Source organism: Nereida ignava, assembly GCF_047114695.1.
Lineage (GTDB): Bacteria > Pseudomonadota > Alphaproteobacteria > Rhodobacterales > Rhodobacteraceae > Nereida > Nereida ignava.
Map to the genome: position 1 here is coordinate 1,717,005 of NZ_CP112885.1, position 13,512 is coordinate 1,730,516.

The following is a 13,512-nucleotide window of genomic DNA, read 5'->3' on the forward strand; positions in this document are numbered from 1 at the left end:
TCTAAATCATTCATGAACGACGAGGAGTGCAGCAATGCTGGTTACAATTTCGCCTGCCAAGGCCCTGAACTGGGACGCACAAGATGGCGTTGCCATGACCGATCTACAGTTTCCTAATGAGGCGCTTGAGCTTGCTCAGGTCTCACGTGAACTGTCGATTGATGAGTTGCGCAAGCTTATGCATATCAGTGAAGACTTGGCGCTGTTGAATGCAGATAGGTTTGCAGCTTACTCCAAGAACCCCGCTACGGAGGCCGTTCGGCCTGCTGCGCTGGCGTTCAATGGCGATACTTATCAGGGTCTGGAGTTCAAAACGCTTGACGAAGATGCGGTGCAATATGCGCAAAACCACCTGCGTATTTTGTCGGGGCTTTACGGCGTTTTGCGTCCGCTTGACGGGATGCAGCCCTACCGTCTTGAAATGGGCAGCCGTTTAAAAACGGATCACGGCGCCACGCTTTATGCCTATTGGGGTGCGCGGATCGCAAAAGCATTGAACGCGCAAGCAGAAGAAGTTGGCGCGACTGCTTTGGTCAATTGTGCCAGCCAAGAGTATTTTAAGGCCGTAGACAAAAAGACGCTTAACATCGACATCATCACGCCCAAGTTTTTGGAAAACAAAGACGGTCGTTCAAAAATGGTTAGCTTTTACGCCAAACGTGCGCGTGGGGCGATGGCGCGTTTTGTGATTGAAAACCGCGTAACAGATTTGGACGGCCTTAAACAGTTCGACAGTGGTGGTTATGTTTTTGAGCCAAGCGAAAGCGATGACAAGACGCTCACGTTCGTGCGTCCTTACCCTAGCTGATCTTGTGCAGTATCTCCGCTTAGGGGGAGTGCTTCGTCCGGTCGATAGCGGCTGATCATTTCAACGATCTGGTTTTTCTTGAGCGGCTTGGCGAGGTAATGATCGAGGCCGCATTCCAAAAGCTCTTGCGCGTCACCGTTCATGATGTGTGCAGTGAGGGCGCAGATGGGAGTCTGAGCGCCCCAATCAGTTGCCCTGATTGCGCGTGTGGCATCTTTCCCGTCAATTTCTGGCATAGAAATGTCCATAAAGATTAGGTCGGGATCAATACTGGCGGCGGCTTCGATAGCCTCTTTTCCATCATTGGCGAATGTCACATCCACGTTCAGCGGCTCTACCATTTTGGAGAAGACAAGACGGTTTGTGGCGTTGTCTTCGGCGGCCAAAATCCGCATTTTTCGGAGCTCGGAAGCTGGCTGATCGTTGGCTGTTTCAACTTGCAGGGTTACGCCAAAAACCGATCCATCGCCCTCAACCGAGTTGACCCAAATGGTGCCGTTCATCAGTTCTACCAATTGTTTGCTAATAGCGAGGCCAAGCCCGGTGCCGTCAAACCGGCGGTTCTGAGTTGCCTCTACCTGGTTAAATTCGCCAAAGATTTCTGATAACTTAGTGGTCGGAATACCGATCCCTGTGTCTTCAATCTCAATTCTGAGCGTTGGGGGTGATGCTGCAAAACTACCGTTCACACGAATTGAAACGGCCCCTTCGGAGGTAAACTTGATCGCGTTGCCTACGAGGTTCGTGATGATCTGGCGCAGCCGCCCAGGATCCGCGATGAGAGTATTCGGCACGCAGGGGTTTAGATCAAGATCAAGCTTGATCCCTTTATTTTCCGCAGCAGGCCGCAGCAGCATAATGACTTCGGATAGTAGTTGTTGCAGGTCGAACGGCTCAGGGAAAAGCGAAAGACGCGCGGCTTCCATTTTGGAAAAATCAAGCACGTCATTGATGATTACTAGCAGCGCCTCTGCAGAGTTATATATCGTTTCTACGAACAGTTTTTGTTCGTCATCAAGCTGTGTGTCGCGCAGCAAATCGGACATGCCGACGATGCCGTTCATGGGGGTTCTGATCTCGTGAGACATATTGGCGAGAAAGGCCGACTTGGTGCGACTGGCTGTTTCCGCTTTGCGTTGGGCCACCTCAATCTCGCGCTGATGTGTGATGGTTTCAGTAATGTTGATGACAAGTGATACGATGTCCCCGTCAGCGCCGCGACGGTCCATCACGCGCACATACTGGCCGTTCCACAACCGAACAGTCACTGGTTCCATTTCATCGCGCATCCAGCGCTGCAGCATCATTGTGCGCCAGTCAGAAGGCGCCATCTCGCCCGTGTCGATCAACCCTTCTTCGCAGGCGAGTTGCAGCAACCGGACGTAGCTGATCCCCGGTTGGACTTCTTCCAGCCCATCAAACAGCCGCACGTAGGCGGGGTTTGACAGGACCATGCGGTTGTCAGTGTCAAAAATCGCGAAACCGTCGCGGACTGTTTCAATGCTGTCCCAAAGCCGGCGTTCGGTGCGGTCAACTTTTTCTTCTGCGATCATCAGGTCCGATTTGACCCGTGTGGTTTCGCCCACTGCGGACACAACCGCTTTGCGCGTTTCAACAATTTCATCTGAAAGTCGGCGTGCATAAAGGCCAAGTTTGCGATTGGCAGCCATCAGTTCGCCCTGCTTGTGTTCAAGCAGATGCTCAGCCTGAAGGCGCAGGCGTCGTTCTTCGGAAAGCCGTTGATTGATATCCATCCCCGTCCTCGTTTGGGGCTTCGTGTTGGCTGAAGGTACGGTCAAAGTGATGAAAAAAGCGTTAGCGGCTGGCCAGCTGCGGCGTGCCTCCTAGATCATTGTGCAAATAGGAGTACGCAATGTTTGGTCCTTCACGTTCAGAACTTTGGTTTCGTCTACTCGCGTCTATTGCAGGGCTGGCGTTCATGGTCATCGCGGTGAGTATTCGCGGTGTGTCCGGCATGGCGTGGGTAGAGGTCGTTGGTCTGTCATCCATTTTCTTTGGCGGTACGGCGGTTTGGGCTGGTTGGAAACTTTGGACACAAAAAGGCCCGCGAGATTAAGCGCGGGCCTTTGTCGTGAAATTATGAAGTGGCTGCTATTTTACGTCGAACGCAAGTGGCCGTACTTGTTTGAACATACCGGTAGTATTCAAAGCAGCGATCACGTCATCTGGAATTGGGTGGTCGATGTATAGAAGCGCGATTGCCTCACCACCAACTGCCGAGCGGCCAAGTGTAAAGTTGGCGATGTTCACGCCGTTCTTGCCCATTGCGTTACCCAACAGACCGATGATGCCCGGCACGTCTTCGTTTGTGGTGTAGAGCATATTTTGACCGATCTCTGCATCAATGTTGATGCCTTTGATCTGAATGAAGCGCGGCTTGCCGTCGCTAAACACCGTACCGGCTACAGAGCGCTCACGCTTGTCAGTAACGACGGTCACTTTGATATAGCCATCAAACGCACCGGTTTTGTCTTGGTTTGTGGTGCTGATTTGGATGCCTTTGTCTTTGGCAATAACGGGTGCAGATACGACGTTCACATCTGGGTTGGCCTTTTTCATGATGCCAGCCACCACAGCACAGTTCAGCGCTTCGAGGTTCATTTGTGCCACGGTGCCATCATACAGAATGTTGATCGCTTTGATCGGCTCGTCGGTCATCTGACCTGTGAAGTTGCCCAAGTGTGACGCCAGCTCAACCCAAGGGCCCATGACTTTGGCTTCTTCGGCCGTGATGGATGGCGTGTTAAGCGCGTTCTCAACCGCGCCGGTCAGCAGGTAGTTGGCCATTTGATCGGCGACTTGCAGCGCCACGTTTTCTTGCGCTTCTGTTGTTGCAGCGCCCAAGTGCGGTGTGACAACAACGTTTGGCAGGTTGAACAATGGGCTTTCGGTTGCGGGCTCAACAGCGAAAACATCGAACGCCGCACCAGCCACATGACCAGACTTCAAGGCTGCAGCCAGCGCATCTTCATCAACCAGCCCACCACGCGCGCAGTTGATAATGCGGACGCCCTTTTTCATCTGGGCCAGACGTTCTGCGGTGATCATATTGGCGGTTTGTTCGGTCTTTGGAACATGCAGCGTGATGAAATCAGCCTTTTCGAACAGCTCATCCAACTCAACTTTGGTGACGCCCATTTTGTCGGCTTTTTCTTCAGACAAGAACGGGTCAAAGGCCAACACTTTCATCTTAAGGCCTTTGGCGCGGTCACAAACGATCCCACCGATGTTACCCGCACCGATTACACCAAGTGTTTTACCCGTAAGCTCAACACCCATGAATTTGGACTTTTCCCATTTGCCCGCATGCGTGGAGGCGCTTGCTTCGGGGATTTGACGCGCCACAGCAAACATCATCGCAATCGCATGTTCGGCGGTTGTGGTCATGTTGCCGAAAGGGGTGTTCATCACGATGATGCCCTTTTTGGACGCGGCGTCTTTGTCGATGTTGTCTGTGCCAATTCCTGCACGGCCAATAACCTTCAGGTTGTCAGCCGCGTTGATGATTTTCTCAGTCGCTTTGGTGGCAGAGCGAATGGCCAAACCGTCATATTTTGGAATAGCGGCCAGCAGGGCTTCTTTGTCTTTGCCGAGGTCGGGCATGAAGTCCACATCAATGCCGCGATCACGGAAAATTTGAACTGCTGCTTCTGAAAGCTTGTCGGAAATAAGTACTTTAGGGGCCATGGTGCATGTCCTTTTGAATAAATGCCCCCGATGCGTTTGCGCGATCTGATGGGGCTGAATTTTGAGAGTGGGGAGGGCGCGAGGCGTTTGCCTCGCGGTATCAATTAAGCGTCAAGCTCGGCGTGGAACGCCCAGTGTAGCCACGGCAACATTGCTTCAATGTCCGAGGTTTCAACCGTGCCGCCACACCAGATGCGCAGCCCTGCTGGTGCATCGCGGTATGCACCCACATCAAGGGCAACACCTTCTGCTTCCAGCCGTTTTGCGACCGCTTTCGCAAAGGCGGCACCATCTGTGATGCGTGGATCTGTGAACTTTAGACACACAGACGTGACCGAGCGCGTTGCGGGATCAACGGCCAGATTGTCGATCCAATCATTGTTGTCGCAAAAATCCCAAATCGCCTGGGCGTTTGCTTGTGCGCGTGCTTTGAGGCCAGTGAGGCCTCCAACAGATTTGGCCCATTCAAGGGCGAACAAATAGTCTTCGACGCACAGCATTGAGGGTGTGTTGATCGTCGCACCAGAGAAAATACCATCGATTAATTTGCCACCTTTGGTCAGGCGAAAAATTTTTGGCAACGGCCATGGTGGCGTGTAATTTTCAAGGCGCTCAACCGCGCGTGGGCTAAGGATCAAAATGCCGTGGGCCGCTTCGCCGCCCAGAACTTTTTGCCACGAGAACGTCGTTACATCCAGTTTATCCCACGGCAAAGACATCGCAAAGGCAGCTGATGTGGCGTCGCACAAGGTAAGACCGGCGCGGTCAGACGGGATCGCATGGCCGTTCGCCATACGTACACCGGACGTAGTGCCGTTCCACGTAAAGCAGACATCATTATCATAATTCAGAGAGGCCATGTCCACGATTTCGCCGTACTCGGCGGTGTGAACGGTGTGTTCGATTTTCAGCTGTTTGACGGCGTCAGTGACCCAGCCCGCGCCAAAGCTTTCCCACGCAACCATCTCCGCAGGACGCTCACCAAGCAGTGACCACATGGCCATCTCATAAGCACCTGTGTCAGACGCGGGAACAATGCCAATTTTGTAATTGGCAGGAATATCAAGGATTTCACGTGTGGTCTCGATCGCTGCCTTCAGCTTGTCTTTGCCAACAGTTGCGCGGTGCGAGCGGCCCAAGGGCGCGTCACGAAGTGCATCAAGTGTCCAAGTGGGGGGTTTTGCGCATGGTCCGGATGAGAATCGCGGATTAAGCGGCTTTGTCGCCGGTTTCGTCGTCGTCATAATATCTATCCTTACAGATAAGTGCCCTTCGTTGGGGAAGGGTGTCCCACCGCCGGACATACGGGTGCTGCACCTGCGAAACAACTCCGAAAATGGCCCTGTGGCGGCAGGTCGCACACTTTTTGCGACGTATTTTGAGCGGATTGGAAACTTTTGCTGAAAAATCGCTGCTTTGCGGGGGCGCAAATAGGCCAGAGGGGTTGTGGCTTTGCGGGTGCTGGTGTGAATAGGAGCAAAGGAGACCCGCCATGTATATTGCTTCGCTTATTGGCCCCCGTTTGGATGCAGCTTTGGTTGATGCGTTGCGCATGGCGTGGGGTGGCCAAGAACCGGTTCATCTTTGCCCGGGTGAGGCCGCGGAGTTCGCCATCGCAGATACCCCTTCCAATTTGTGGGACGTGTGGGCCGATCTTCAGCGTGAGCATGTTGATCTGGTCGTACAGCCTGCCTTTGGTCGTAAAAAAGCGATGCTTTTGGCTGACATGGACAGCACTATGATCCGCCAAGAATGCATTGATGAGCTGGCTGATGAGGCGGGTTTTGGGGAACGCGTTGCCGCGATCACAGCACGCGCCATGAACGGCGAGTTGGACTTTGAGGAAGCTATTATCGAACGGGTCGGCTTGCTTAAGGGATTGCCCGAAGCAGTTATTCAAAAAGTGCTGGATACGCGTATTGAGATGATGCCCGGTGGGGCCACTTTGCTTGCTACGATGCGGGCAAATGGCGGTTACGCTGCGCTTGTTTCGGGTGGCTTCACGGCGTTCACAGAGGCCGTTGCTGCACAGCTTGGTTTTGATGAAAATCGCGCCAACACACTTTGCGCCGAAGCTGGCGTTCTGACGGGTGAGGTTGGCCGCCCAATTCTGGGACAACAAGCAAAAGTGGATGCACTGGAACAAATCACGGCACGCCTTGGGATTGAGGCTGACGACGTGATTGCCGTTGGTGATGGTGCTAATGATCTGGGCATGCTGTCGCGCGCAGGAACTGGTGTCGCACTTCATGCCAAACCATCAGTGGCTGAGCAGTGCAGTGTGCGCATCAACCACGGTGATTTGACTGCGTTGCTCTATCTTCAGGGATATTCGAAAGACCAGTTTGTTTGAGGTCGGCCCAGAGCTTCTTGCGCTTTTGCTGGCGGTCGCTTTTGTTGCGGGCTTTGTCGACAGCATCGCGGGAGGCGGCGGCCTGATTACGTTGCCAGTGTTGTTGCTGGCGGGGGCAACACCGCTTCAGGCGCTAAGCACCAACAAAGTTCAGGGGTGTTTCGGCTCGGCCACGGCTGCGATCAGTTATGCGCGGGCGGGATTGGTCAATTGGCGTAGCCAGTTTTGGTGGGCGGTGCTTGCTTTTGGTGCCTCCTTGATAGGTGCTTTCGTTGCAAGTGCCCTGCCTATTGGGTTGATCCGCGGTATCTTGCCGGTAGTTTTGATTGGGGTAGCACTGTTCTTTGCCTTTAAGCCTGACCTTGGAAACCTAGACCGCAAAGCGCGGCTGGCGCCGGTGCTGTTTGGGCTGATCTGTGTGCCAATCGTTGGGTTCTATGACGGTGTTTTGGGGCCGGGTGCGGGTTCTTTCTATATGCTCGCGTTCGTCATGTTTGCGGGGTTCGGGGTGCTGAAGGCGACGGCGCACACGAAACTTCTCAATTTTGCCAGCAACATCGGTGGACTGGTGATGTTTGCGTTGGTAGCTGACATCTGGTGGGCCACGGGCCTTGCCATGGGTGTCGCGCAAATTGGTGGTGCAGGCGTGGGTGCGCGATTTGCAATGCGTGCCGGAGCGCGTGTCATCAAGGGTTTGGTGGTTGTGACTTCCGTGGCGTTGGCGCTGCGGTTAATGTGGGAATGGATCTGAGGAGTGCTGAGATGAAGCCTGTAGTTTTGTGTATTTTGGACGGTTGGGGACTGCGCGAGGAAGCGGATTTCAACGCACCAAAACTCGCCCGTACGCCAAACTTTGATCGCATCATGCAGGGCCCTTCTGCACAGCTTTTGACACACGGAAATGACGCCGGTCTGCCAACAGGTCAGATGGGCAACTCCGAGGTTGGTCACACAAACATTGGTGCGGGCCGCGTTGTCGCGATGGATTTGGGGCAAATTGATCTGGCGATTGAGGATGGCTCGTTCTTTGAAAATGCCGAGTTGCAGGCGTTTATTTCGGCACTTCAACAAAGCGGTGGGACGGCGCATTTGATGGGTGTTGTCAGTGACGGTGGTGTGCATGGACACTTGTTGCACATTGCGGCGGCGGCAAAAGCCGTCTGCGACGCTGGGGTACCATGCGTGGTGCACGCCATTACCGATGGGCGCGATGTTGCCCCAAAATCCGCAGATCACTTTATGGCCGAATTGGCAGCAGCCTTACCACAGCAGGCCCGTATCGTGAGCGTTACAGGTCGCTACTTTGCGATGGACCGCGACAACCGTTGGGAGCGCGTCAGCACTGCATATAACGCGATGATCCGCGCTACAGGTAATGCCGCCCAAGCCGCAGATGATGTCGTGCAAGCGGGCTATGCGCAGGACATTACTGACGAGTTTTTGCCCGCCAGCGTCCTTGACGGTTACGAGGGTGCCAAAGATGGTGACGGCTTTTTCTGTCTGAATTTCCGTGTCGATCGCGCGCGCGAGATTATGGCCGCCATCGCCGCACCCGCGTTCGATGACTTTGACCGCGGGACACCCGTTAAATGGGCTGCGGTTTTGGGTATGGTCAGCTATTCTGATGCGCATTCACGCTATATGTCTGTGGCCTATCCCAAACAAAAAATCGTCAACACTCTGGGCGCCTGGGTAGCCAAGCAAGGCAAGCGCCAATTCCGCTTGGCCGAGACAGAAAAATACCCCCATGTGACGTTCTTTTTGAACGGCGGCCAAGAAGAACCAGAGGTTGGTGAAGATCGCTATATGGCGCCGTCGCCCAAAGTCGCCACTTATGATTTGCAGCCCGAAATGTCGTGCAATGAGGTGACGGAAAAGTTCGTTGAGGCGATTGGCGCGGGGTATGATTTGATCGTCACCAACTATGCCAATCCGGACATGGTTGGACACACGGGTGATTTGGACGCTGCCATTGCTGCGTGCGAAGCTGTTGATGCAGGGTTGGGCCGGGTTCTGTCAGCGCTTGAAGCCGCCGGTGGGGTTATGATTGTGACCGCAGATCATGGCAATTGTGAGGTCATGTGGGACGCTGAAACGAACGGGCCGCACACTGCGCATACGTTGAACCCAGTGCCTGTGGCGTTGGTTGGGCATGACGCAAAACTGCGCAACGGTCGCTTGGCTGATTTGGCGCCAAGCCTTCTCAAATTGATGGGCCTGCCCAAGCCCGACGAGATGACCGGAGACGCGCTCTTTTGATCCGAACGGTCTTCATATGTCTTTTGCTGGTCAGTACATTTTTTGCCCCGCAGGTTTCGCTGGCGCAAAACGCTGGCATGACTGCGCAAGAGGCGGCAGACGCGGCCGCTGAAAAATTGATCCGTGCGTCCATCGCGCTTGAGAATGCCGAAAGCGCACCAGACCGGATCACCGCGTTGACCGAAGTTGTCGATGCCTATGAAGCGGGCCTGAGCGCGCTGCGTTCAGAGGTGCGGCGCGCGGCCCTTCGTGAACAGGTGCTGTCCCGTGAGCTGTCAGAAAAATCTGCAGAAATTTCGGGACTGTTGGCGGTGATGCAGACAGTTGGCCAAGCGCGCGGCCCGCAAGTAACGCTTCACCCCAACGGAGCATTAGGCACGGCGCGGGCAGGCATGATGGTGGGTGCTGTGGTACCTGCACTTCAATCGCAAGCTGGATCGCTTTCGGCGCAACTGACCGAATTACAGATTGTCCGGTCTTTACAAGATGCGGCGCGTGAAGATTTGCTGGCGGGGCTGGACGGGGTGCAGACCGCACGCACAGAACTAAGCGAGGCAATTTCACGCCGCACAGATCGGCCCAGACGGTTTTCCGAAGACCCTGTGCGCATGGCGTTGTTGCTGGATGCCAGTGAAACGTTGGCGGCTTTTGCCTCGGGGCTTGCTAACCGTGGTGCTGCAGACATTGATGCAATCACACCTCTGAAAGGTAAGCTTTCGTTGCCGGTGGATGGTGCTGTCTTGCGCCGTTTTGGTCAGCCCGATGCGGCAGGCATCGTACGGCCCGGCTGGATCATGGCGACTGCACCACAGGCGCGGGTTACAACGCCAATGGCGGCGACTGTGCGGTATCTCGGCCCGTTTTTGGACTACGGCAATGTCATCATTCTTGAGCCTGCAACGGATGTTTTGGTTGTTTTGGCAGGGATGAAACGGGTTTTCGGCTCTGTCGGGCAGGTTCTTGAGGCCGGTGATGTTGTCGGGCTGATGGGCGGATCTGACGTAATTTTGAGCGAAACGACGCAGGTGGGTGGCGCATCACGCTCAGAAACGCTCTATATAGAATTAAGAGAAAACGATACGCCGGTGGATCCCGCCGAGTGGTTTGCACAGTAAAAATAAGCTGGGCCGTGCCGTAGCACCATGTTGGCCCCAGAGAGGAATGTGATGAAAAAACTTGTGATGGCTGCCGCCGTTGGTACTCTTTCGAGCGTTATTTTGACAACTCAAGTTGCCGCACCGTTGCTGGCGCAGGACACCCAATCCTCCGGCAATGTGTATCAACAACTTGATCTGTTCGGCGATATTTTTGAGCGCATCCGCAGCCAATATGTTGAGGAAGTAGACGAGGGTGAACTGATCGAAGCGGCGATTAACGGCATGCTTACGTCGCTTGATCCGCACTCAAGTTATTTGCCACCTGCGGACGCAGAAGCGATGCAGGTTCAAACGCGTGGCGAGTTTGGTGGCTTGGGGATTGAGGTGACCCAAGAAGAGGGTTTCGTGAAAGTTGTGGCGCCCATGGACGGAACACCCGCGGATGAAGCGGGCATTCTTGCGGGTGACTTCATCACCCACGTGGACGGTGAAGGTCTTCTTGGGCTGGGCCTAGATGAAGCTGTTGAAATGATGCGCGGCTTGGTTGGCACAGACATTGTCCTGACGGTCGTGCGCGAAGATATTGACGAGCCGTTTGATGTCACAATCACCCGCGATGTGATCAAGCTAACGGCTGTGCGTGCCCGTACTGAAGGTGACACTGTTGTGTTGCGGGTCAGTACGTTCAACGATCAGACCTATCCAAACCTGAAAGATGGCTTGGAAGAGGAGATCGAGAAAGCTGGTGGTCTTGATGATATCAACGGCGTTGTACTTGATTTGCGCAACAACCCCGGCGGGCTTTTGACACAATCGATCCGCGTCTCAGATGCATTTCTGGAGAAGGGCGAGATCGTATCAACTCGCGGCCGTGAGGCAAATCAGGGTGAGCGTTTCAATGCCACACCGGGTGACTTGATTGACGGCAAGCCACTGGTGGTTTTGATCAACGGTGGTTCTGCGTCCGCGTCCGAAATCGTTGCGGGTGCGCTTCAGGATCATCGCCGTGCGATTGTGATTGGGACGAAAAGTTTTGGTAAAGGCTCGGTTCAAACTGTCATGCGGATGCGCGGTGATGGTGCGATCCGCCTGACGACTGCGCGGTACTACACGCCTTCGGGCCGCTCTATCCAGTCGCTTGGAGTGTCACCCGATATCATTGTTGAACAGCCCCGCTTAGATCCGACGGACGCAGAAGATACGGATGCTCCGGCGCGTGCGTCACGTTCCGAGGCAGACTTGCGCGGTTCACTTAACAACGACAGCTTAACCGAGGATGAGATTGAACAGATTGAAGCAGACCGCGAGCGTGCGCGTGCAGCTGCAGAACTTCGCACGGAAGATTATCAACTGGCCTATGCGATTGATATTCTCAAAGGGCTTAGTGCCCTTGGCCCGCAGGAGTAAGCAACCGTGACACCTGATGAAATTGCGGCGCTGCCGTATCGTCCCAACGTTGGCATTATGCTGGCAAACAAAGACGGCCATGTGTTTATGGCGCAACGTTTGGACCGGTTTTCAGATGCGTGGCAAATGCCGCAGGGTGGCATCGACGAGGGTGAAGATGCCCAAGTCGCCGCGCTGCGCGAGCTTGAAGAAGAGACTGGTGTGCCTGCGTCTGCCGTAACAGTTGAGGCCGAAACGGGTGGGTGGATACCGTATGATCTACCCCATGATTTGGTGCCGCAATTATGGAAAGGGCGTTATCGCGGCCAAGAACAGAAGTGGTTCCTTTTGCGGTTCCATGGGGATGATGCGTTGATCAACATCGCCACTGAAGAGCCTGAGTTCTCAACGTGGAAATGGATGCCCGCATCGCAGATTGTCGATGCTATTGTGCCGTTCAAGCGCGGTGTTTACGAGGCCGTTTTGGCAGAGTTTCAGCATAGACTATGAGCGTTTTGCGCGGCACGCTATTGGCGGTGATGCTTTGCACGGCGGGACAAGCGCAGGCGCTGAGTTGCTTGCGCGCAGATGCTGCTACTACTTATTTGAAAGCCGTAAATTCAGATAGGCAATACATGGTGGTTTTGGGTCGTTTTCTTTTTGATGAGAGCGCGTTGAAGACCGCCGCAGAAGATATGAAGCAGTCACGCCAAGCGCGACAAACGCCAGCGCGATTTAGTGGCCATTATCTGACGAAGGCTGGCTTTGTTGCGCCTTGGAGCAGTACGATTGGCCTGCAGGTGGATTGCGCGGCCTCATGGTGTGGAAGCCTGAAAAGCGGTGCGCAAACCCTAGCATTTGTGCAAACCAACGGGGCGGATCACACGCTGCATCTTGCGCCTTGTGGTAACACAACATTCGTCAATCCGAAGGCAGATGATATCGGCAGTGTCGTTGCGTGTCACAAGGGCCGCCAATGTGGAGCGAGCGCGATACGCTAAATGCGCTGGCAAAAGCTGCCAAGTCCTACTACGAATTTATGTATGATTAACCAATGTATTGATACCCGTGCGATCGGACTTGATGTCGGCCTGAAATTTATGTCGTGGCTGACGGGCGCTGAAAATCTTCATTACGGACTTTGGACCGGTTTTGAGGTGAATGCCGCCAACCTTGGTGCGGCGCAGGCTGCCTATACCGATAAACTTTTCAAGCTTTTGCCGCCTGCACCGGCGCGTATTTTGGATATCGGGGGCGGGGCAGGTGAGACGGCGCGCAAGCTGATCGATCTTGGCTATGATGTTGATATTGTCGTGCCTTCAGAATTTTTGGCAACGCGCTGCCGCGAGAACGCGCCAGCCGCCCGCGTGCATTTGATGAAGTTCGAAGATTTCGAAACGGCTGATCGTTTTGATGTATGTCTGTTCTCTGAAAGCTTTCAATATATTGCTGTCGATCAAAGTTTGCCAAAAGCGAATACCTTGTTGCGGAAAGGCGGCGTGATTGTGATCGCTGATTGCTTCCGCTCGGAAAACTTTGTCCGTGAGGATTTAAATCATAAAGTTGGCGGGGGGCATGCGCTTCAACTCTTCCAAGATGCGGTGCCGCGACACGGCTTTGTTGTGACGTCTGAGGAAGATATCACAGCGGCGGTCGCTCCATCTGTTGATCTTGAACAGCAGCTTTTCAACGTAATCGGTTTCGCTACGACGCGCATCGATGCAGAGTTGCAGGCGAAAAAGCCAAAAACGCGGTGGTTTATCGCGCGGGCATTTGGGCTCTTTTCAAGCGAGCGGCGGCGTGTTCGGCTTGACAAACGGTTGAACCACAAAACCCGTAACGCAGATACGTTTTGTTACAACAACCGGTATCTGATGCTGATCCTAGAACGGGCTTAAGTC

General features: G+C 54.2%; 13 protein-coding genes. 10 read left to right on the forward strand and 3 right to left on the reverse strand.

Going from position 1 to position 13,512, the window contains the following annotated elements; all coding sequences use genetic code 11:
• Positions 1 to 34 precede the first annotated feature (34 nt).
• Positions 35 to 808: a peroxide stress protein YaaA gene (gene yaaA, locus OLX08_RS08480; protein WP_391480891.1), complete on the forward strand. Its 774-nt coding sequence runs from the start codon at positions 35 to 37 to the stop codon at positions 806 to 808.
• Here the strand turns inward: yaaA and OLX08_RS08485 are convergent.
• Positions 796 to 2,562: an ATP-binding protein gene (locus OLX08_RS08485; RefSeq protein ID WP_391480892.1), complete on the reverse strand. Its 1,767-nt coding sequence runs from the start codon at positions 2,560 to 2,562 to the stop codon at positions 796 to 798. The two genes, yaaA and OLX08_RS08485, sit on opposite strands and share 13 nt — an antisense overlap.
• A gap of 119 nt (positions 2,563 to 2,681) precedes the next feature.
• Between OLX08_RS08485 and OLX08_RS08490 the strand changes: the two genes are divergently transcribed.
• Positions 2,682 to 2,885: a hypothetical protein gene (locus OLX08_RS08490; protein WP_391480893.1), complete on the forward strand. Its 204-nt coding sequence runs from the start codon at positions 2,682 to 2,684 to the stop codon at positions 2,883 to 2,885.
• Between the two features lie 35 nt (positions 2,886 to 2,920).
• On the opposite strand, the gene serA is transcribed toward OLX08_RS08490, so the two are convergent.
• Together serA and OLX08_RS08500 are read right to left on the reverse strand one after the other, a co-directional pair.
• A complete protein-coding gene (serA, locus tag OLX08_RS08495; protein ID WP_391480894.1) occupies positions 2,921 to 4,516 on the reverse strand; it encodes a phosphoglycerate dehydrogenase in 1,596 nt (531 codons plus the stop codon).
• Positions 4,517 to 4,620: 104 nt separating this feature from the next.
• Entirely contained in the window at positions 4,621 to 5,760 is a 1,140-nt protein-coding gene (locus tag OLX08_RS08500) for a phosphoserine transaminase (protein ID WP_391480895.1), read from the reverse strand.
• Positions 5,761 to 6,008: 248 nt separating this feature from the next.
• On the opposite strand from OLX08_RS08500, the gene serB reads away from it, so the two are divergent.
• The 8 genes from serB to OLX08_RS08540 all read left to right on the forward strand — a co-directional run bounded on the left by serB (position 6,009) and on the right by OLX08_RS08540 (position 13,509).
• Positions 6,009 to 6,869: a phosphoserine phosphatase SerB gene (gene serB / locus OLX08_RS08505; protein WP_391480896.1), complete on the forward strand. Its 861-nt coding sequence runs from the start codon at positions 6,009 to 6,011 to the stop codon at positions 6,867 to 6,869.
• On the forward strand, positions 6,862 to 7,620 hold the full coding sequence (locus OLX08_RS08510) for a TSUP family transporter (protein ID WP_391480897.1): 759 nt from the start codon (positions 6,862 to 6,864) through the stop codon (positions 7,618 to 7,620). The genes serB and OLX08_RS08510 overlap by 8 nt, the downstream gene beginning before the upstream one ends.
• 11 nt (positions 7,621 to 7,631) lie before the next feature.
• Complete coding sequence (gpmI, locus tag OLX08_RS08515; RefSeq protein ID WP_391480898.1) at positions 7,632 to 9,128, forward strand: 2,3-bisphosphoglycerate-independent phosphoglycerate mutase; 1,497 nt, start codon at positions 7,632 to 7,634, stop codon at positions 9,126 to 9,128.
• Between the two features lie 77 nt (positions 9,129 to 9,205).
• Positions 9,206 to 10,243: a murein hydrolase activator EnvC family protein gene (locus OLX08_RS08520; protein ID WP_391480899.1), complete on the forward strand. Its 1,038-nt coding sequence runs from the start codon at positions 9,206 to 9,208 to the stop codon at positions 10,241 to 10,243.
• Positions 10,244 to 10,294: 51 nt separating this feature from the next.
• Complete coding sequence (locus OLX08_RS08525; protein WP_048598640.1) at positions 10,295 to 11,632, forward strand: S41 family peptidase; 1,338 nt, start codon at positions 10,295 to 10,297, stop codon at positions 11,630 to 11,632.
• A gap of 6 nt (positions 11,633 to 11,638) precedes the next feature.
• Positions 11,639 to 12,121: an RNA pyrophosphohydrolase gene (locus OLX08_RS08530; RefSeq protein ID WP_391480900.1), complete on the forward strand. Its 483-nt coding sequence runs from the start codon at positions 11,639 to 11,641 to the stop codon at positions 12,119 to 12,121.
• Positions 12,118 to 12,612, forward strand: a complete 495-nt coding sequence (locus OLX08_RS08535; protein ID WP_391480901.1) for a hypothetical protein — start codon at positions 12,118 to 12,120, stop codon at positions 12,610 to 12,612. The genes OLX08_RS08530 and OLX08_RS08535 overlap by 4 nt, the downstream gene beginning before the upstream one ends.
• Positions 12,613 to 12,654: 42 nt before the next feature.
• Entirely contained in the window at positions 12,655 to 13,509 is an 855-nt protein-coding gene (locus tag OLX08_RS08540; RefSeq protein WP_391480902.1) for a class I SAM-dependent methyltransferase, read from the forward strand.
• Positions 13,510 to 13,512 lie beyond the last annotated feature (3 nt).

Excerpts from the sequence above, each read along its gene's own strand:
- yaaA (WP_391480891.1), top strand. The coding sequence starts at position 35 with ATGCTGGTTACAATTTCGCCTGCCAAGGCCCTGAACTGGGACGCACAA.
- OLX08_RS08485 (WP_391480892.1), bottom strand. The coding sequence starts at position 2,562 with ATGGATATCAATCAACGGCTTTCCGAAGAACGACGCCTGCGCCTTCAG.
- OLX08_RS08490 (WP_391480893.1), top strand. The coding sequence starts at position 2,682 with ATGTTTGGTCCTTCACGTTCAGAACTTTGGTTTCGTCTACTCGCGTCT.
- serA (WP_391480894.1), bottom strand. The coding sequence starts at position 4,516 with ATGGCCCCTAAAGTACTTATTTCCGACAAGCTTTCAGAAGCAGCAGTT.
- OLX08_RS08500 (WP_391480895.1), bottom strand. The coding sequence starts at position 5,760 with ATGACGACGACGAAACCGGCGACAAAGCCGCTTAATCCGCGATTCTCA.
- serB (WP_391480896.1), top strand. The coding sequence starts at position 6,009 with ATGTATATTGCTTCGCTTATTGGCCCCCGTTTGGATGCAGCTTTGGTT.
- gpmI (WP_391480898.1), top strand. The coding sequence starts at position 7,632 with ATGAAGCCTGTAGTTTTGTGTATTTTGGACGGTTGGGGACTGCGCGAG.
- OLX08_RS08520 (WP_391480899.1), top strand. The coding sequence starts at position 9,206 with ATGACTGCGCAAGAGGCGGCAGACGCGGCCGCTGAAAAATTGATCCGT.
- OLX08_RS08525 (WP_048598640.1), top strand. The coding sequence starts at position 10,295 with ATGAAAAAACTTGTGATGGCTGCCGCCGTTGGTACTCTTTCGAGCGTT.
- OLX08_RS08535 (WP_391480901.1), top strand. The coding sequence starts at position 12,118 with ATGAGCGTTTTGCGCGGCACGCTATTGGCGGTGATGCTTTGCACGGCG.
- OLX08_RS08540 (WP_391480902.1), top strand. The coding sequence starts at position 12,655 with ATGATTAACCAATGTATTGATACCCGTGCGATCGGACTTGATGTCGGC.